This is a genomic window from Pseudomonas sp. MMS21 TM103, from assembly GCF_022132145.1.
In the GTDB taxonomy this organism is placed as follows: domain Bacteria; phylum Pseudomonadota; class Gammaproteobacteria; order Pseudomonadales; family Pseudomonadaceae; genus Aquipseudomonas.
On the sequence record NZ_JAJISP010000001.1, the window covers coordinates 1196963 to 1217276 of the forward strand.

Consider the following 20314-nt stretch of genomic DNA (forward strand, 5'->3'; position numbering starts at 1 on the left):
ACAGCCGTGAAGAGGATCTTTTCTGACTTGATCAGGAGAGACCATGCGCGTGTCCAAGCCCTACGCCACATCCATGCTGTGCATTCTGGCCCTAAGTGCCGGGCTGACATTTGCCGCGGAATCGAACACCCCTGCCGCAGGACGTCCTGTGCAGGAGGCTCATGAAGCTGCTGCGGCGCACACCACTGAACTGCTCGGCCTGAACAAGCGCCTGCAGACTGCTGCCGCCAGCGAGCGCTCGCAACTGCGCGAACAACTCATCAGCAAGGCCGAACAACGCCGCCAACTGCTCACCGAACTGGCCCAGAGCAACCCAGCAGAGGTGCTGCGCGTCGCTATTCCAGACGACAAGCAAAAAGGCATGCCCGCCGAGGTGGTGGCCAAGCTGGAACAGCGCGTCGAACTCGATGGCGAACTGCAAGTGGTCTACGAAGACTACGAGAACGGCGACCACAAGCTGCGTCACTTTCTCAAGACTCCCTTTGGCGAGCGCTTCGAGCTGCGCCTGGCCAACGCTCAGCGCGAATGGCGCAGCGGTCTCAGCGTGCGCGCCCAGGGCGTGCTGCTGGAAAAAGCCAATGGCGTGAATGGCCCAATCCAGGGTGACCTGGTGGTCAACGATGATGACAGCGGCCTGCTCCTGCTCGCCGATGGCGCCGTCACCAGCGCCACCGGAGAACTGGCCTACGACCTTCCCAACGCCACGGGTGCCCAGCGCACCCTGGCGATCCTGGTCAACTTCCAGGACAAGCCCAGCGACAAGCCCTGGACCACCAGCCAGGCCAACAGCCTGGTATTCGGCGACGTCAGCAATTTCTTCAAGGAAAACTCCAGCCAGCAGACCTGGCTCAGCGGCGATGTTGCCGGCTGGTACACCATCCCGGTCAACAGCACCGTGTGCGACGGCTTCGCCATCGAGCAAAATGCCAAGGCGGCGGCCCAGTCGGCCGGTTACAACCTCGGCAACTACGAACGCTTTGTCTTCATCTTCCCGCAGAACAGCGCCTGCGGTTACAGCGGCATGGGTCAGGTCGGCTCCACGCCGTCCAGCGCCTGGATTCACAACAGCCTGAACCTGCGCACCGTAGGCCATGAGATGGGTCACAACCTCGGTCTCTACCACGCTCATGCCCTGGACTGCGGCGACACTACCCTGGGCAGCAGCTGCACCAGCCAGGAGTACGGCGACACCCTCGACATCATGGGTTACTCCGGCACCGTTGGGCATTTCAACGGTTTCAGCAAGGAACGCCTGGGTTGGCTGGCCAGCAGCAACATTATCAACGTCAGCAGTGCCGGCAACTTCACCCTGAAGCCAAGCTCTGCCCAGACCACCGGCGGCAAGCTGCTGAAGATCGCCAACGGCGTCGACAGCAGCGGTGCTCCTCGCTACTACTATGTTGAATACCGTCAGCCACAGGGCTTCGACGCGAAGATCACCGATCGCGGCGTGGTCGATGCCAACAACGTGTTCAATGGCGTGGCCGTACACCAGGCCAGCCCGAGCAACGGCAACAGCAGCCAGTTGCTGGATATGACCGCCGGCAGCAACTTCGTCGACATGAAGGACGCCGCCCTCACCGGTGGCCGTAGCTTCAGCGACAGTGGCATGACCCTCACCACCCAGTCGACCGATGCCAGCCAGGCCCTGGTCACCGTCGATTTCGGCGGCGGTGGCGGCAGCACCCCGACCTGTACCCGCAGCGCACCCAGCGTTAGCGTCAGCCCGGGCCAGAGCACCTGGCTGGCCGCCGGCGGCAGCTTCAGCTACACCGTCAGCGTCACCAACAAGGACAGCAGCGCGTGCTCCAGCAGCAGCTTCAGCCTGAGCCCGAGCAAACCCAGCGGCTGGAGCACTAGCCTGGGCAGCACCAGCCTCAGTCTGGCACCCGGCGCCAGCGCCAGCACCACACTGAAGGTCACCTCGCCGAGCAGTGCCGTCGACGGTTTCTACAGCGTCGGCAGCAGCGCTACCGCCAATGGCCTGAGCGCCAGTGGCAGTGCCAGCTTCGTGATCGACAACCCTACCAGCGTGAGCAACCACGCGCCGACGGCGGTGAATGACACTCCGTCGTTGAGCAGCGTCACCTCGATCAACGTGCCGGTACTGGCCAACGACAGCGATCTGGATGGCGACAAACTGAACATCGTCGCCTTCACCCAAGGCAGCAAGGGCAGCGTCAGCCTCAACAGCGATGGTAGCCTGCGTTACAGCCCGGCCAATTCGTTCAAGTCCGGCGACCAGTTCAGCTACACCATCAGCGACGGCAAGAGCAGCGCCTCGGCGACGGTCAGCATCAGCCTGCAGTCGAGCAGCAGCACCGGCGGTAAGGGCAACGGCAAGGGCAAGCCGTGAAGCCATAAAAAAACGCGGGGCCAGGGGCCCCGCGCCATGCTTGTTTGCAGCGCCCGGGGGTCTCCAGCCCCCGGGCGTTTTTTCGTCAGAACGAGTTGTCGTTTGCCAACGGGCAACCCAGGTTGTTATCGGCATCCAGTTCCGATGCCAACATCAGGATGGTGGCCCGATCCTTGGTGGCCAGTGCCGCGTTGACCGCAGCAATCACCTCAGCCGTGCTCCGCGGGAAGTCCACATCCGGATGGGCGCTGTTGAGCAACGATGCCACGGCGGCACGCAGCAGAATCTCTGCAGCACCGACCAGGTTATCGCCACCTCCATAGTTCAGCGCATCCATCAGGGAGTCGCCGCCCAGGTTGTTGTTGATCACGCCATTCGGCAGGCTGAACACCGAGGTGAGCAGCTGATTTGGGGCGTAACCGGTTGGCGGCCAGCTTCCCGGGCTGTTCTTCCAGAAGCCCGGAGTGCAACCTTCGAACTCAGGCGGCGGTGGCGGTACTTCGCAGGTCGCTTGCGCCGGACTGCTTTCTACCGGCGAACTTTCCACTGCATCTGTCGCCTGGGCTACCACGGTATTGGTGTAGGTGCCGTCCTGGGCCGGTGTGTAGCTACCGTTGTAGTTGGCCGAAGCCCCCGGAGCCAGATCGCCGATGTTGAAGATCACGTCGTCCGAGGTGTCGCCTGGCGTAGCGTTGTCGTCCACGACTATCACGCCCAGCAGCGCCACGTTACCGTTGTTGGTCACGGTGCCGTCGAACAGGATCGCCTCGCCGAAAGCCGGTGCGTCTGTGCACTGCTTGGTCACCAGCAGATCAGGGCTGACATCGGCTGCGCAGTTGGCCGAAGCATCGGCCTGCACCGGAGTCTGGGTCAGCGCATCGGTACCCGAAGCGATCACCATATCGGTGGAGCCGCTGCTACCCAGAACGCCGAAGCCGCCGCTGTACGGTGCCGAGGCCCCAGGAGCGAGGCTGATCGGACCGAGCACGGTGACATCGTCACCCGGAACCCCCGGAGTGCCATTGTCGTCGACCACGGTGACGTTATTCAGCACCACGTTACCGGTGTTGCTCACGATGCCGTTAAACAGCACGTCGATACCGGTACCGCCGGCATTGATGCTGGCGCTGCAGAACTTATCGACCGCGATGTTCGGCAGTACATCAGCCGCGCAGTTGGCCGAAGCATCAGCCTGCACCGGAGTCTGGGTCAGCGCATCGGTACCCGAAGCGATCACCATATCGGTGGAACTGTTGCTGCCGAGAACGCCGAAGCCGCCACTGTACGGAGCCGATGCCCCAGGAGCGAGGCTGATCGGGCCGAGCACGGTGACATCGTCACCCGGAACCCCCGGAGTGCCGTTGTCGTCGACCACGGTGACGTTATTCAGCGCCACGTTACCGTTGTTGGTCACCATGCCGTTGAACAGCACGTCGATACCGGTACCGCCGGCATTGACGCTGGCGCTGCAGAACTTATCAACTTGGATGTTCGGCAGTACGTCGGCCGCGCAACTGGCATTGGCCATGGCCTCTACCGCATCACCACCGAGCACAGCCGTACCAGTGGCCACCACATTGTCGGTGGAACTGTTAGTGCCACTGACGCTGAAGCTACCGTTGTACGGTGCCGAGGCGCCGGCATCCAGATTGCCGATATTGAAGGTGACATCGTCAGCCAGGTTACCCGGGGTGCCGTTGTCGTCCACTACCTGGACGTCTTTCAGTGCCACGTTACCGCTGTTGGTCACGGTGCCGTTGAACAGGACATCGATGCCCGTACCACCGCTGTCGATACTGGCGGAGCAGAACTTGTCGACAACGATCGCCGGGGCGAGGTCAGGCGCGCAACTGGCATCGGCGGTAGCCGTCACTGTTGTGCTGGCACGATGGCCTTCGGCAGTTACCTGGTCCTCGGCCGGAATGGCCAGAGTGCTGTAACTACTGTTGTACGGCTGCGATTCCCCTGGAGCCAGGGTTGCCGGACCGAACACTACAACGTCGTCGCCGGTCTCGCCCGGGGTGCCCATGTCATCGGTGACGGTGACATCGTTCAGGGTCAGGCCGCCGTCATTGGTGACCACGCCGTTGAAGCTGACCAGGATGCTGTTACCACCATCGCTGGCGTCCACCTCGGCGGTGCACTCCTTGGTAACGGCGATGCTGCACAGGTCGAAGTCACCCAGCACGAAGTCCTTCAGCTGAGCGGTTTCAGAACGCGACGAACGGGTCTCGGCGAGGAAACTGCTGAAGCAAGGCACGTCGCCGCCGAGCAACGCGGACACGTTGATACCACCCTCGAAGAAGCTCTCGAATGGCAGGCCGCTACCGGATTTAGGCGTATAGGGCCAAATCGGTTCGCCAGTCAGGTTGCCGACATTGGTGATGGCGCAGGCGAGCTTGTCGCCGTTACCGTCGCACTTGGCATTGGCCGAGCTGTAAAGCTCGTCCAGGTTGTCAGCTACGTTGTCATTGTCCGCATCCAGCGGATCCCATTCGTAGACCTTGATCTCCGGCTGGGCGTTGGCGCCCTGGGGATACTCCACCAAGACCAGCAGGTCACCTCGCTGGTCGCCGTTACGGCCTACGTGCTGGCCCTGGAAGGTGCCGTTAGGCCCCAGGCCGACTTTGTCCTGGAAGAACCAGAAGCCGGCAAAGGCATCACCAGCGTTGGCAAAGCGATCCAGACCGAAGTAGATGATCAGGTCGCCGACCGAGTGCACCGCCGTTTCCTGTCCAGGTTGCACCGTGTAGCCCGCCGCATAGGCGTTGGTGATGTCGTCCTTGTCGGGCACCGCGCCATCCTTGTGGCGCCAGTCGGTCACATCGTTGATGTCCTTGGAACCGCCTTGCCAGAAAATGGACAGCGGCGCCGGATCGGCCAGAATGCCGGTGAAGGCCGCCGGGCTGCCCGCCTGGGTGCCCAGGTACAGGCTGTCCCAGTCGTCGCCAGAGGTGGCACCAACATCCAGAGTGTTGCCGTCGAGTTCGAAGAGTCCTGGCGGATTGCCGTCCACGGCGTATACGCCCGCCGTGGTCGTTATTCCCGCCACCAAAGCCGCTCCGAGCAGACAGCGCGGTAGTGAGCGTAGAAAGTTTCGCGAGTGCATAGCCTTGCTCCCTTGCCCCCGGCTGCGCAATCCCTGGCGGTTGGGGCGTTGAGACCCTGTCACCACGAGCCGGGCTTCCTGACCGGGGTCGATCGACCACTGGACGATCATTCGTGGCGCAAGGTATGCGGAATATCGGCCCTGTATGACGACTGCCCTGCTGCCGCGGGACCTGACCGGAGACCAGCAGTCTCCTCGCGAACATACACACAATTACCATGCCATAACTTCAAGTTATTGATTTTTATCTATTTTATTAAGAACCCTGATCAACCAAAGGCGTCCTTCGAGTGTCCTCGTCGGCAACCATGGCGATTTCTGTCCAGCCGATGAAACAGGTTGCCAGGTTGCTCAGTGCATCATTTCCGGCTGGGCCACTGGGCATGCGGCTTTGCGCCAGCAATAGATTCACTGCGCTTGTTCAGCGACGGAAACAACAACGCCTGGATAGCCAGGGCGTACGGTCAAAAAGAAATCGGCACAGTCCACGAAAGCCTCTGGATAGAGCCTCCGCGATCGAAATTCAAGGCGTCACAGTCGGTTAAACATGGCCGTCTGCCAGCGTTGCGCAGGATTTAGCCGCCATGCCGATCTGTATCGGTGAGCGAACGGTTACCGCGCTATATTTTCATTGCGCGAACAGATGCTTCAGCAATGAACGCAGGTCTTTCAGCCTTGTAACAGTCGCGGCGGTGGATGACGCGGCGCGCTGAATGGTGACCGCATTGAACCGGGATACGGTCAGTGGCGTCGGGCCGGCACCTGCGCTGACCCATCAGGCGACGGCTGACGCCATAGGTGCAAGAGGCAAGCCTGCAGCGTTGGCCTGGGCTGGAGCGAAGGAGAGCCGGATGTGCAGCAGGAGGACAACAAACCATGCCCCGCTGGATGTTAGCGTCGCGACTGCCTCATGGGAGCGGCCGGGCGGCGCTGCGCTTTAACCGCGGGGCTTAGAGGGTTATCGCGGATGAATCCTCCCCTGCAAAAACGCTGGTGCCCTTGCAACAGCTGGTGGCCTGTACGGCTGGCTGGTTAACTCAAACGCACTGATCCAGTTATCACCTGTGACAGGCCCGACTTCGAGGCGAAGCCTTTGGCTTGGCGCCCGGCCCATGACGGGCAGCCCTGCGGCCTGCATTCGCCGCGGGGCGCGCCTCCCACTCGGCAGACCCGCCCAGCTTGTATGTGGGAGGCCCGACCTCAAGGCGTAGTTTCTGTGCTCTTGGCAACGGACTACAAGAGCTTGGCGGCCTTACAGAGGACTCTCACCTCCGAGTGAGTGCGCCCTGCCGGGCGCACACAAAAAAGGGCGCTGCACGGCAGCGCCCTTCGTGGTTGATTGCCGCGGCCCTCTCCAGGGGCCGCGCAGCTTATTGGTTAGTTAGGGGCAGAGTACGCATGAGGCATCGGCAGTCAATGGGCCGAGCGGCGTACCGCTGAGCACCCCGGTGCCTGCAGCACTGGCGGTGTTATTGAACGCCACACCGCCTGGCAGGGTCAGCGCACCGATGATGTTCTGACCATCGGGGCGATAGGTCTGCTGGAGAACCACAACTTCACCGTTATCCATGCTGCCGGTGCAGCTGTTGCCCGTACAGGAGAGGTTGGCGCCACCGGACATTTTCACCAGGGTCTGCACATCAGAATCACTGATGGTCACGTTGACCAGATCCTCGTTACCGGTGTTGGTCACGGTGATGACGTTACCGACTTCGACCACTACCTGACCGTTGTCGATCACCAGTTGCACGCCAGTGCCACCCCCGATGGTGTCATCGCAAACCTTGCTGATGGTCAGATCCGGGTTCAGGTTCGGTGCGCAGCTCGCATCGTCAAAGGCGCTGACCGTATCGCTGTTGTCGAAGAAGTTGGCACCGCTGGCGGTCAGGGTGTTGCTGTGCGACGGCGTGCCGCTGCTCACCTGAGCGCTGTAGGCCAACTGCTCGCCGGCGGCCAGGTCGCCACCATTGCTGAAGGCCGCTTCACCTCCATCGACCACGCCATTCTTGTTGGCATCACGCACCACGGTCAGGTCGCCGAAGCTGAACACGGTATCGCTCAGCATGACGTTGACCAGCTTGACGTTGCCGGTGTTGGCCACCGTACCGACGATGTCGGCGACGAAGGTGTCACCGTTGGCGATGTTGGGATTGATGCAGTCCTTGAACACCGAAATACCTGGGGTGCCTTGCGGCGGGCAGGTCGCTTGCGCGGTTTCCGTATCGATCGGCACGGTATCGGACGCGTCCTCGAAGAACGCCAGGCTCACGGTGTCGGTGAAGCTGGTCTGATCATCGAACTGGGTGACCACGTAGCTACCCTCGTAACGCACCGTCTCACCAGCGCCCAAAGTAAAGGTCGCCTTGCTCGCCGGCAGCGTATTGAGTCCAGCCGGCACAGCGTCGCCGCCGTCGCAGCCATCGCCACCCACATCGAAGCACACGGCGTCAATGGTCGAACCGGTTTGGTCATCTTCCAACTCGACGTACAGCGCCAGTCCGCCGGTGTTCACGGCGGTGCCGTCGAAGGCCACGTCGACCTGATCACCGACCTGGTTGATGGTCGCTTCGCAGTTCTTGGTGACGTTGGCGCCGCAGACATCGAAGCCGCCCAGAGCGAAGTCCTTCAGGGTCGCGGTCTCCGAACGCGAGGCACGGGTCTCGGCCAGGAAGGAGCTGAAGCACGGCGTACCGCCGAGCAACTGGGTGACGTTGATGCCGCCCTCGAAGAAACTCTCGAACGGCAAGCCGCTGCCGGACTTAGGCGTATAGGGCCAGGCCGGCTCTCCGGCCAGATCAGTCAGGTTGCTGATGGCGCAGGCCAGCTTGCCACCGAGCTGATCGCACTCGGCATTGCTCTGGGTGATCAGCAGATCGAGGTTGGTGGCAACGTTGTCGCCGTCCAGGTCGAGCGGGTCCCATTCATAGACCTTGATCTCGGGCACGGCGCCCGACGCCTGTGGATACTCCACGAGGACCAACAGGTCGCCCGGCGCATAGTTGGCATCACCAGGCAGGCCGACCCGGGCCACGTGTTGGCCACTGAACTGGCTGCCGCTAATGGCCACATCGTCCTGGAAGAACCAGAAACCGGCGAAGGCGTCACCGCTGTTGGCATAGCGGTCCAGGCCGAAGTAGACGATCAGGTCGCCAGCCTCGTGCACCGGGTCACCGACCGCAGAGGCGTCGCTACAGAGCACCGCCGTTCCGCCGGCATTCAAGCAGACATCGGCGGGGTTGTTGAAGGCGGCTGCATAGGCGTTGGTGATGTCGTCCTTGTCCGGCACCGAACCGTCTTTCTGCCACCAATCCGTCACATCATTGATGTCCTTGGAGCCGCCCTTCCAGTAGATGGTCTGCGGCGCCGGGTCGGCGAGGATGCCGGTAAAGGTAATCAGGTTGGCAGGCGTTGCGCCGCCATAGAGTGCGTTCCAGTCGGTCCCGGGTGCACCGCCATCTTCAACTGTATTGCCCTCCAGTTCGAACAGACCTGGCGGGTCGCCGTCGATGGCCTGAACCATGGTCGTGCTGGCGATGCCAGCGGCAAAAATAGCGCCGAGTAGACAGCTCGGCAGCTTTCTCAGTAAGTGCTTCGTGTTCATCAGTCTGCTCCTTCACCACACGCAGAGACGTGTGGTGTTCAGCCGTCCATTCATTCCATCTGGAATGGCGCCGGTGCCGTGTTGGCCTTAGACCGACGGGAAGACTGTGCCTGTGTGCAGGGTGCTAGCGGACTCCGACAGGTTTTTACCAATCACCACTTCACTATCGAAATCCCTCTCCGGAGGACATCCGACTCTCCTCGTCGCTTAAGCAGTCAATTCGCGTGCCATGTTTTTAACAATTTGTTTTATAAGGGTTTTTTAAAAGGATCAGGACGCGAAAAGATCTAACGGCAACGCCAGAGGAGCGATTGCAGGGGAAGTTGTTAAGCCTGGCTGACAGCGGATTCTTCGGCGGGCCGCAAAGAACGCTTAAAAACGCAGTATTTTCATGGGCTTGGCCACTTGCACTGGTGACATCGGCTGTACCGTCACCGTGACAAGCGCCGCCGCTATCGGGCCGGTTGGGATTGCTGGGGATGCCGCAGCGCTTGGAGTGGCGCTGTTTGCCGACTCACGCGGTCGGCGAGCCCGGTAGGCGAGGGAAGCCCGCCCTGCCTGGCTTAACCGCGCAGGTGCAAAGCGTGTGTGGGGGAGGCCCGACCTCGGGGCAAAGCTTCTGCTCTTGGAAGCGGACGACAGGCGTCCGGCAGTCCGGCAGTCCTGCGGCCTGCATAGGCCGCAGGGTGCGGCTCCTGCCGGCCGGGGGCCAGACCAAGTCCAGAGCTAAACAAACTGGCCGTTCAGGGCATTAGCCAAGCGTCTAAAGCTGACGCCCCTGGCCCTGCCAGGCGTCCTGGGGCAGGGTCACGTCCTTGAGCTTGTTGCGGTACTCCTGGGTGACGTCACGGGCCTCGTTGAGGCTGGTCACCGCCGTCGGGGTGATCATCACCACCAGTTCGGTGCGGCTGGTGCTCTTGCCCTGACTGCCAAACAGCCAGCCGAGTACCGGCACATGGCGCAGGTAGGGCAGGCCGGCGTTGCTGCGGTCGTTGTTCTCCTTGATCAGGCCGCCGAGCACCAGGGTCTCACCGCTCTGGATCGCCACGTTGGTGGTGATCCGGCGCTGGTTGATGGTGGGCGAGTCGATGCCCGAGGTGGCGGTGGCGGTGACGTCGTTCACCTCCTGGGTAATTTCCAGCACGATCAGGCCGCCGGAGTTGACGCGCGGTTTCACCTCCAGCAATACCCCGGTATCGCGGTACTGAATGGTGCTGGTGACCAATGCCGAGGGATCGCCGGGTTGGTTGATGACGCCACTGGTGTTGGTGGTTTCCGAGGTGCGCACCGGTACCTGGTCGCCGACACGAATGGTCGCGGTGTGGTTGTCCAGCACCATCAGGGTCGGCGAAGACACCACGTTGATCTTCGAGTCCGATGCCAGCAGGTCGAGCAGCACGCGGGTACCCGCCGCGTTGAACACGCTCAGCGAGCCGGTGGGGCTCAGGTCGGTCGGGGTGACGATGGGGAACTGGCCGAGGGTGCCGCGGATATTCTTGTTGTCGGCGGAACTCTTGAAGAACCACTGCAGGCCGTAGCGCAGTTCGTCCTCCAGCTGGACCTCGACGATGGTGGCCTCCACCAGCACCTGCAAGGCCAGTACATCGAGCTTCTGGATCGCCTGGAGGACCTTGTCGTAGTCACTCGGCGTGGCCATCACCAGCAGCGCGTTGTTCTCCTCGTCGGCAATGATGCTGACCTGGCCGACATCCAGGCTCGAGCCGTCACCAGCCAAGGCGAGCGCCTGCGGCGCGCGCACCGCAGCGGCCGGGGCCGGGGCCTCGCCATCCGCCGCCGGGGCACTCGTCGGGGCCGACTGCCGAGGCACGCGCTGCTCTTGCTCGCCATCCGTGGCACCTCGCCCTTCGAACAGCTGAGTGAGGATTTCCGCCATGTGCTCGGCCTTGCCATTCTGCACATGGTAGATGTGCATGTTCGGCCCCTGGCCGCCCTCGGTCCGGTCCAGGCGTTCGACCCAGGCGCGGGCGTCATCCAGGTACTTGGCCTGGGGCGTGATCACCAGCAGCGCATTGAGCCGCTCGATTGGCAGGAAGCGCACCATGCCGGCGAGCGGACCGCCGGCCGAGTCGCCGAAGATCGCTTCCAACTCCTTGAGTACCACCGGCGCTTCCACCTGCTGCAGACGGAACAGGCCGACTGACATGCCGCGTAATTGATCGACATCGAACACGCGCACGGTCTCGCGGATATTGTTCAGCTCCTCCGCCGTGCCGGCAACCAGCAACAGGTTGCGCGTCTCATCGACACGCATCAGGCCTTTGACCGGCTTGAGCGGCTCGAGAATCTTCTGCAGTTCGGCCGCGGAAATGTAGCGCAGAGGAATGACCAGCAACTGGTACCCGCGCAGCTCATCCGGGTTCAGCCGAGGCACCAGCGCGCCCGACGGGGCGGCGTCGATAGGCACCACCTCATAGAAATTCCGCGATTTCACCAGCACCGCGCCATTGACCTGCAACAGCGCCTCCAGGGTTGGCAGCAAGGCCTCGCGGGTCAGTGGCCGACTGGTCTGCAGGCTGACCGTGCCGCTGACGTTCTTGTCCAGCACATAGTTCTTGCCGAGGATCTCGCCGAGGATGATCTTGACCACCTCGGCAATCTCCATCTGCTGGAAATTCAGGGTGATCTCCCCTTCCTCGTCCACCGGCACGCGGGTCGCCGCGCCGAGATTGACCATGCTGCCCGAGCCTCGATAAATTTCCACGCGCGGGCCAGTGGCGACGACCTCGGACAGGCCAACCGAGTCGCTGCGCAGCGGCTGCCCCTCCGGGCGCGGCTGACGCACGCCGCTCGGCGCTGGCGCCTCGGCCTGTTCGGTCTTGTGCCCCCATGGGTTGTCGAAGGTGGCCCGGTCGCCGCCCGGAATCGCCGCACAGGCTGCCAGCAGCAAATAGCTGCCGAACTGAAGGGGACGGGCCACGATCCTGAACATATTCATCGAGATTCTCCTGTACCCCTACTGAGCCGGCGCGGCGGGGGCCGGCGTGTCCGCAGGGGGGGTTGTGTTGTCCGTCGACGTCGCCGGCACGCTGGGAACAGCCGGTGTGCCCGGCCGGGGTGCCTGGGGCACAGGCGCGGCACCGGGCTCAGCCGGTGGTGCAGTGGCGACCGGTTCACGCAGCGGCATGCGCACTTCACTGTCGCCATTGCTGAGCAGCACGTAGTCGCTGCCAATCTGTTCCAGGCGCCATTCATCTGCGAGCGCCATACCCAGCTCCAACAGCAGACGCTGGTCGCCCTCGCGCTCGCTGAAACTGGCCAACTGGCGCCCCTGCTCCAGCGCGATGCCGCTCAGCCGCCAGGCCTCGCGCAACTGCTCGGCATCCAGGTTCTCCTGCGGCTCATCCTTGAGCGCCGGCGGCAGTCGGGTACTGCTGAACAGTGGCCGCTCGATCATCTCCTGGTACTCGCTAAAGGGCGGGGTAACGCCTGCTGGTTCGTCCGCCTCTGCCATGGCGGGAGCGGAAGTGGTCTCGGGCTCTGGCTCTGGCTCTGGCTCGGTAGCGACAGGCGTTTCCGGCTCTTCCTCGGCGGCCTTGAGGGCGGCAACCACGGCCGGCAGGAGCAGCAACACGATCAACACCAGCACGACCGGCCGCCAGTGGGCACGCAGCAGGTTCAGCAGCGCTTTCATGGCGTCGCCTCCTGGGCAATGAAGCCCTTGAGATCGAAGGTCACATCCAGCGACGGCACAGCCTTGAGATCCGCCGCTCGACGCAGGCGCCGCATGTCGACCCGCGGGTTGCTCAACACCACGATATTTTCCACCAGCAGCAGCGGCTCGTGGTTGGCCAATTCATAGAGCAGACGCACCAGTTGTTCGGTTTCGCCGCGCAGGTGCACCTTGAGGCCCACCGCCGGCACGGGCGCCTCGACATCCTCGCGGCTGAGAATCTGGGTGCTGACCACCTGCGCCCCAGCCTGACCGATCAACTGACCGATCTGCTGTTGCAGTTCGGCGCTGGCCAGGGCTGGGCGTGACTCGGCGAACACCAGGCGCAGCATCGGATCGTCTTGCTTGAGTTCTGCCAGGCGCGCCTCCTGGGCTGGCAACTCGGCAACCAGGCGCTGATAGACCTCCAGGCGTTGCTGCAGATCGGCAATGACCTCCTCGTCGGACTGGAAACGGCTGAGCAGCGGGCCGATCACCAACCACAGCAGCAGACTGACCAGGGTCAGCAGGATCAAGACGGCCAGCAACTGACGCAAGCGCAAGGGAATCATGGCGCCTCCTGCAGGGACCGACGCTCGGCGATCAAGCTGAAGCGATCCTTCTGAGTGCGTGGATTGCTGGTAATTGGTGAGGCGTAAGTGACGTTCTGCAGGGTCTTGGATTGTTCGAACAGGCCAATCAGTGCCGAGGCCTCGGCCGACTCACCCTCCAGGCGCACCCGTTCGCCGGTCAGTTCAAAGCGGCTGAGCCAGGTGCTGTCCGGCAGGAGCCGGGTCAGTTCGTTGAGAATATTCAGCACGTCGGCAGCCTGGGCCTGCTGCTCGGACAGATAAGCGCGCCCGGCCTCCAGGCGCTTCAGCTCATCGCGCACCGCCGCCGCACGTTCGGCGGCCGCCTTGGGCGCACCCAGTTCGTTGGCCAGACGTTCGGCACGCTGTTGTTGTTGCCAGAGTGGCAGCGCGGCCAGTGCGACCAGCCCCACTAGCGCGGCAATCTGCAAACGGCGATTACCGCGCCAGCCGCCGCGCTTGCGCAGCAGCCCGCCGGGTAACAGGTTGATCGGCTGAGCGTGGCGGCGGGCATCGTCTTCAGCCCGGGTGACCAGCGCGGGGTGGACGGCCAAAGCCTCCAGGCGTCTGAGCAGTTGGTCCAGGTACTCGCGCGGCACCACCAGCAGTTCAACCTGCAGGCGCTGATGGCGGCGATCGCGCTCGAGGATGCGATAACCGAAATAGACCTGCTCAGCGGTGAAGGGCGTGTGGCGATCCATCTCGAAGCGCAGCACGTTGCCCAGCCCTGCCTCGGTGGCGGCCGGCAGGCTCAGCATCTTGCGCAGCACCTTCTGCTCGGGAAGCAACACGACCACCTGAGAGGCCTTGGCCTCGCGGGCGAGCAGCGCTTCAACCAGCGTGGGCGGCCATTCGCCCTCCGCCCCCAGGGGCATGCTGACAAGGGTCTCGCGCTGACTGAAACTGCCGAAAGCGAGGCTGCACTGATCCTGGTGCAGGATGACAAACAACAGATTACCGCGCCGCCGCAGGCGTTCCCGCCACTGCGCCGGGATCAGACCGAGCAGCTCGCCGCTCCACCATTGCCAAAAGCGCTGGGCCATGGCAATCACGGAATCCGTCGCTACCTGTAAAGCATTGTTCATTGGTTGGCCCTTTGCTCAAGGACGTTGCAATTTCAACACGCCATTACTGCTGGATGCTGTCTTGGAGAACTTCCACACCTTGTCTACGGCCGAGGCCACGCAGGTGAACCAGTACCTGTTGCCGAACCTTTACACCCGTTTCCAAAGATGTATCGGTAACGATAGAGTAGTTGACCCCTGGCGCATTGGGTGCCAACAAACTCGGATCCACTCCCACCAGCAGTGGCGGCCGCTGACCACTTTCGTAGTTGCGGCGGCGCTCCTCGATAAAGCGATCGATGCTGTCCGCGCTGATCCCCGGCAACGCCAGCAATACCTCGCGCGGCGCCACCAGCGGATTGACCTCGGCCTTGTTCGAATACAGGGTCAGGGCCGGCAGCACTTGCTGGTAGAGCGCCTCGTCGATGCCCAGCACGCGGCGCAATTCCTCCAACCGCTCGAAGGGTCGATTGGCCGGCGCTCGCAGGCCCACAGCCAGGTACTGCTCCTCTTCGGCACCGTCCGGATGCAGCAGGTCATCCTCGTCGCGCCAGTCGAGGATCGCATCGACCTGGGCCAGCGCGGCCTTCTCGTCCAGCCCCACCGACTCGAACAAGCCCACCAGCAGTTGCGGGTCGGCCTCGTTCAGGTCGATCTTGCCCTGCTCGTCGAACAGCGCCACGTCGACACTGATGCCGTCCAGCTCCATGCTGCGCGTGCCGCCATCGGCCAGCCAGCCAGACGTGTTGGCCTGCAGCAGGCTCCACACGCCCCAATTGACCCCGGCCTCGGCAACATGCCGGGCACTCGCCGCCTGGCGCGCATTGCTGGCCAGGCGCAGCTCGGTACGGCTACCGGCCGACAGGTTGAGGGCAATCAGCGACAGCAGCACCAGCAGCCAGAGCACGCCGACCAGCGCCACACCGGTCACGCGCCGGCCTGGATCAGCGACTCTTGACGATGGCATAGGCCATATTCCTCGGTGCCACCAAAAGCTCCGCGGCATCACGACGCTGACGCGGCGGTGGGGTCAGGCGCAGCAGTACTGGCATGTTAGGCTGGCGCTGCCATTGGCTCTGCCACTCCAGCGCCCCATCGGGGTGGCGTTCCAGGTAGCCGAAGCGCCAGGCCTGGGGCATAGCCGCCACCAGCACCTCATACTCGCCGGTACTGGCCAGGGTGTCGGCCAACAGCGACCAGTTGAGTTCCTCGCTCTCCAGGTACGGCATGTAGCGCATCTGCAATTGCCAGCTCAGATCCTGCTCGATGAGCTGCTTTTCCTGCACCAGTTGCACCCAGTAGAGCTGCTCGCTGTCGTCCAGGGCGGGTAGCCGAGCCGTGAAAATAAGCTGTTGCTCGTCGCCGTATAAGGCCATCTGCTGCAGCCCTTGGTCATCGCGCAGCGAGACGGCCTGGGGACTTTCCAGAAGCCGGCGCAGCAGGGACTGGGTCAGGTAGCGCAGTTCCATCTGCTGCTGGCGCAATTCGGCCGCATGCCAACTGCGCAGCGCCACATGCAGGCCGCCGTAGGCGAGCATTGCCACCAGACTGGCCAGGGTCAGTGCCACCAGCAGTTCGACCAGGGTGAACCCGCGGCTTGCCGGCTTCATGGCGTCTCCTGCAGCAAGCGGATGGTGCTCAGGCTGACCTGCTCGCTGGAGCCTCGGCCCCAACTGACCGAGACCCGGATCAGCCAGGGCGTGATGCTGTAGCGCGCGCCGGCTTCCTGATTGTCGAACTGGTAGGGCTCGATCTCGCTCTGCCAGCGATAGCCGCGATCCAGCTTGCCCTGATGCTGGCCGCGGCTGCCACTGTCGAGACGGACAAGTACATCCGCCAGCTGCGACTCGGCCAGTTGCAGGGCCTCCTGATGACGCTCGGCGACAGCCAGCGAGTTCAGCGATTGCGAGACGATGCGCATCAGCACGCTCATGCTCAGGCTGAGGACCAGGAAGGCCACCAACACCTCAAGCAGGGTGAAGCCGCGCTCGCTATTGATCCGCCTCACCCTCGCCCTCCTGCTGCCGCACGCTCTGGCGCGGCCGACCCGCGGCTTCATCCGGAGAGCCGCGCTGCACCCGCCCACTCAGCCAGTCGACGCTGATGTCTTCGCTACGGCCTTGCTCCAGCGACAGGCTGAGACTACCGCCGGAGGAATCGCCACGCGGGTAGAACAGGATCTGCGCGGCGCCCGTCATCGTGTCACCCTGGCCCGGCCCGCCAACCAGCGTCAGGCTGAACTGTTCCGGCAGGATGTAGGGCTGTTCCCGATCGCTGAGCAACAGACCGCCACTGTCGACGTCCTGACTGATCGCCACCCGCGTCCCGGTGAGGATCGCCTGGCTCCGCGCATGCCGCAGCAGCGCGACCAACTGGCGGCTCTCGGCCTCCAGGCTGAGGCCCGGCAGAATACGCTGGAACGCTGGCCCGACCAGGCTGATCGCCAGGCTGGCGATCACCAGCACCACCAGCAGCTCCAGTAGGGTGAAGCCGCCGGCTCGGCTACTCCCAGCTGCGCACATCGCGGTCCTCTCCTTCGCCCCCCTCGCGGTTGTCGGCGCCCAGGCTCCAGAGGTCGAAGTCGCCGTGCTGGCCGGGTGCGCTGTAATGGAACTCGTTGCCCCAGGGGTCCTTGCGGATCACGTTTTTCTTCAGGTAGGGGCCATTCCAGCCGTCGACGTTGTTCGGCTTGGTGATCAACGCCTCGAGCCCCTGGTCGCTGCTCGGATAGCGCCCCAGCTCCAGGCGATAGAGGTCCAGGGCCGAACTCAGCTCCTGAATCTGCAAGGCGGCCGCTTTGGTTTTCGACCCGCTCAATTGCTTGAATACCTGCGGGCCTACCAGGCTGGCCATCAAACCGAGGATCACCAGCACCACGAGGATTTCCAGCAGGGTAAAACCGGCACTGCGCCGTTCTGTATGGATGAAGAAAGACAATGTGGATCTGCTTCGACTGTGCATGCGTTTCTCCCTGGTTAAATCGGTATTTCGGTAATACTCATGATGGCTACCAGCACCGAGAGGATGATGCCGGCGATCAGCACGCCGAGACCGACGATCAGCATCGGCTCCAGGATCGCCAGCATGCGCTGGATGGCAACCTCGACCTCGCGATCATAGGTATCCGCCACTTTCAGCAGCATTTCGTCGAGACGGCCTGTTTCTTCACCCACCTGGATCATCTGCAGGGCCAGCACCGGAAACACTCCGGAAGCCAGCAACGGCGCGGCCAGTTGCCGACCCTGCTTCAGACTCTCGGCGGCGATACCGACCTGCTCCACCAGCAACTGGTTGCTCAGGGTCTGGCGGGCGATGTTCAGCGCCTGCAGCAGCGCCACCCCACCGGTCAGCAGGGTGCCCAGGCTACGGGCAAAACGGGCGGTTTCGATGCGCTGGCGCAAGGACCCGAACAGCGGCAGGCGCAGCATCAGGCGATCCCACTGCAGGCGATAGCCCGGCTGCTTGAGCAACTGGCGCCAGCCCCAGACTGCCGCCAGCACCAGCAGCAACAGCCAGACCGCTGAGCCACGCAGCACTTCGGCCACGCTGATGACGATCTGGGTCGACAACGGCAGCGCCGCGCCCATGTCGTCGAACAGCTGGCGGAACTGCGGAATCACGTAGGTGAGGATCACCAGCAGCGAGGTCACCGACACGCCCAACAGGATCACCGGGTAGATCAGCGCCGACACCAGGCGATCGCGCAACGACTTGCTGCGCTCCAGGTAATAGGCCAGGTTGTTCAGCCCCTCGGCCAGGTCGCCGGCCACTTCCGAGGCCTGCACCATGCTGATGTAGAAGCCGGAAAACAGCTCCGGACGCTCGGAAAGAATCCGCGACAGGCTGACGCCACGGCGCACGCCTTCCTGGATCGGGCTGATCAACTGCTGCATGGGCGCATCGACACTGACCCGCAGCATGATCTCCAGCGAGCGATCCAGCGGCACCCCCGACTGCAGCAGCGAGGCCAGGTGCTGGGTGAACAGGATCACCAGCTTCTTGCTCCGCGACGCGCCCAGCAGGCTGCTGAGGTCGAGCTGCAACCAGGCCTGCCAGCCACGCTGGGGGCCGATTTCGATCGGGATCAGCCCGCGCGTGCGCAACTGCTCGAGCACTGCCTGCTCGTCGGCCACCTCCAGTTGGCCCTGCTGGACCTCGCCGTTGTCGCTTACCGCGCGGTAGTGAAACAGTGGCATCTAGCCCTCCTGGGTAACGCGCAGCACTTCTTCGATATTGGTGGTGCCATCCAGCGCCTTCAGGCAGCCGTCGTCGTACATGCTCAGCATGCCTTCCTCGCGCGCCACCTGGCGCAGCGCGCCGGCGTCGGCGTGTTCGAGCACCAGGCGACGGATCGGATCACTGAGTGTGAGCACCTCGATGATGGCGATCCTGCCGTGATAGCCGGTGCCGTTGCAGGCGCTGCAGCCCTTGGACCGGTAGAGGGTCACCGGCCGGTCGCCCGCCAGGCGATCGAGGCGCAGTTCGTGGAGCATCTCCGCCAGCGGCTGGTAGGGCTCGCGGCACTCCAGGCACAGCTTGCGCACCAGGCGCTGGGCCAGCACCGCATTCAGGGTCGAGGTCAGCAGGTAGTCCTCGACGCCCATCTCCAGCAGGCGGGTGATGCTGCTCGGCGCATCGTTGGTGTGCAGGGTCGACAGCACCAGGTGGCCGGTCAGGGCCGACTGGATGCAGATGCGCGCGGTCTCCAGGTCGCGCATCTCGCCGACCATGATCACGTCCGGGTCCTGGCGCACGATCGAGCGCAGGGCGTTGGCGAATGTCAGGCCGATGGCCGGCTTGACCTGGATCTGGTTGACCCCCTCGAGCTGGTACTCGACCGGGTCCTCGACGGTGATCAGCTTGCTCTCGCTGGTATTCAGGGTGTTCAGCGCGGTGTACAGGGTGGTGGTCTTGCCGCTGCCGGTGGGGCCGGTGACCAGCAGCACGCCGTGGGGGATCTTCAGCACGCTCTGCAGGCGTTGCAACGGCTGCTCGCTGAAGCCCAGGGCGGCGAAATCGAGGACCACGCTCTCGCGGTTGAGCAGGCGCAGCACCACGCTCTCGCCGTGCATGGTCGGCGCCGTGGAGACGCGGATGTCGAGGTCGTTGCCCTGCACGCGCATCTCGATCCGGCCGTCCTGCGGCAGGCGCCGCTCGGCGATGTTCAGCCGCGCCATCAGCTTGATCCGCGAGATCACCGCCGGCGACAGCTGCACCGGCGGCGCCTCGGTTTCCTGCAATACACCGTCGACCCGGTAGCGCACCTTGAGCCGGCTCTCGAACGGCTCGACGTGGATGTCCGAGGCGCGCAGCTCCACCGCGCGCTGAATGATCAGGTTGACCAGGCGGATCACCGGCGCCTCGCTGGCGCGGTCGCGCAGCTGTTCGACGTCCTCGACCGATTCCTGCTCGCTGGCCTCGACCCGCGAGAGGATGTCGCCCATCTGGCTCTGGCCCTGACCATGCATGCGCTCGATGGCCGCATCGATCTCCGAGCTCAGCGCTACCCGCGGGGCAATCTGGCAGCCGGCCGCCAGGGTCAGCGCCTCCAGCACGAATTGGTCCTGCGGGTCGGCCATAGCCACCAGCAGCTCGCCATCGTCGAACTCCAGCGGCAGCGCCCGGCACTCCTTGAGGAAGCGATAGGACAGCCGCTCGGCCAGCAGCGGCGCGGTCGGAAAATCGCTGGCGGCAACCCGCGGCAGGCCGAGCAACAGTGACAACTGCTGGGCGATATCCTGCTCGGAAACCAGGCCCAGGCGATTGAGCAGGGTCGCCAGTGGGGTGCTCTCGGCCTGCCCGGCCTGCATGCGCAGCACCCGGTTGTAGTCGGCTTCATCCAGGCGACCGGCCTTGACCAGCGCCTGGCCGATATCAAGCGGTTCGTCAGGCGATACATCACCTTGTGCGGCAAGCATAGTGTT

General features: G+C 63.6%; 14 protein-coding genes. 1 reads left to right on the top strand and 13 read right to left on the bottom strand.

Going from position 1 to position 20314, the window contains the following annotated elements; genetic code table 11:
- Positions 1–43: 43 nt before the first annotated feature.
- Positions 44–2356, top strand: coding sequence for an Ig-like domain-containing protein (locus LJY18_RS05510; RefSeq protein WP_238040773.1), 2313 nt, complete (start codon positions 44–46; stop codon positions 2354–2356).
- 85 nt (positions 2357–2441) lie between these two features.
- Here the strand turns inward: LJY18_RS05510 and LJY18_RS05515 are convergent, their stop codons facing one another.
- The 13 genes from LJY18_RS05515 to gspE form a co-directional block, all read right to left on the bottom strand.
- Positions 2442–5408, bottom strand: coding sequence for a DUF11 domain-containing protein (locus tag LJY18_RS05515; protein WP_238040774.1), 2967 nt, complete (start codon positions 5406–5408; stop codon positions 2442–2444).
- Between the two features lie 1438 nt (positions 5409–6846).
- Entirely contained in the window at positions 6847–9066 is a 2220-nt protein-coding gene (locus tag LJY18_RS05520) for a hypothetical protein (protein ID WP_238040775.1), read from the bottom strand.
- 763 nt (positions 9067–9829) lie between these two features.
- Positions 9830–12022 (bottom strand): type II secretion system secretin GspD, encoded by a 2193-nt coding sequence (gene gspD, locus LJY18_RS05525; protein WP_238040776.1) that lies wholly within the window; start codon positions 12020–12022, stop codon positions 9830–9832.
- A gap of 18 nt (positions 12023–12040) precedes the next feature.
- Positions 12041–12718 (bottom strand): hypothetical protein, encoded by a 678-nt coding sequence (locus LJY18_RS05530; protein WP_238040777.1) that lies wholly within the window; start codon positions 12716–12718, stop codon positions 12041–12043.
- Positions 12715–13308 carry a type II secretion system protein GspM gene (gene gspM, locus LJY18_RS05535; RefSeq protein ID WP_238040778.1) on the bottom strand — a complete coding sequence of 198 codons (594 nt, stop codon included), beginning with the start codon at positions 13306–13308 and terminating at the stop codon, positions 12715–12717. Before gspM ends, LJY18_RS05530 begins: the two co-directional genes overlap by 4 nt.
- Positions 13305–14411 (bottom strand): PilN domain-containing protein, encoded by a 1107-nt coding sequence (locus LJY18_RS05540; protein ID WP_238040779.1) that lies wholly within the window; start codon positions 14409–14411, stop codon positions 13305–13307. The genes gspM and LJY18_RS05540 overlap by 4 nt, the downstream gene beginning before the upstream one ends.
- Before the next feature lie 43 nt (positions 14412–14454).
- Positions 14455–15357 carry a general secretion pathway protein GspK gene (locus LJY18_RS05545; protein WP_238040780.1) on the bottom strand — a complete coding sequence of 301 codons (903 nt, stop codon included), beginning with the start codon at positions 15355–15357 and terminating at the stop codon, positions 14455–14457.
- The gene (locus LJY18_RS05550; RefSeq protein ID WP_238040781.1) at positions 15335–16000 is read right to left on the bottom strand and encodes a prepilin-type N-terminal cleavage/methylation domain-containing protein; all 666 of its coding nucleotides are present in this window, start codon (positions 15998–16000) and stop codon (positions 15335–15337) included. The genes LJY18_RS05545 and LJY18_RS05550 overlap by 23 nt, the downstream gene beginning before the upstream one ends.
- Positions 15997–16398, bottom strand: a complete 402-nt coding sequence (locus LJY18_RS05555) for a type IV pilus modification PilV family protein (RefSeq protein WP_238040782.1) — start codon at positions 16396–16398, stop codon at positions 15997–15999. The genes LJY18_RS05550 and LJY18_RS05555 overlap by 4 nt, the downstream gene beginning before the upstream one ends.
- The gene (locus LJY18_RS05560; RefSeq protein WP_238040783.1) at positions 16382–16912 is read right to left on the bottom strand and encodes a GspH/FimT family pseudopilin; all 531 of its coding nucleotides are present in this window, start codon (positions 16910–16912) and stop codon (positions 16382–16384) included. Before LJY18_RS05560 ends, LJY18_RS05555 begins: the two co-directional genes overlap by 17 nt.
- The gene (gene gspG / locus LJY18_RS05565) at positions 16893–17351 is read right to left on the bottom strand and encodes a type II secretion system major pseudopilin GspG (protein ID WP_238040784.1); all 459 of its coding nucleotides are present in this window, start codon (positions 17349–17351) and stop codon (positions 16893–16895) included. Before gspG ends, LJY18_RS05560 begins: the two co-directional genes overlap by 20 nt.
- 14 nt (positions 17352–17365) lie before the next feature.
- Positions 17366–18586 carry a type II secretion system F family protein gene (locus LJY18_RS05570; RefSeq protein WP_238040785.1) on the bottom strand — a complete coding sequence of 407 codons (1221 nt, stop codon included), beginning with the start codon at positions 18584–18586 and terminating at the stop codon, positions 17366–17368.
- Positions 18587–20308 (bottom strand): type II secretion system ATPase GspE, encoded by a 1722-nt coding sequence (gspE, locus tag LJY18_RS05575; RefSeq protein WP_238040786.1) that lies wholly within the window; start codon positions 20306–20308, stop codon positions 18587–18589.
- Positions 20309–20314: the final 6 nt, after the last annotated feature.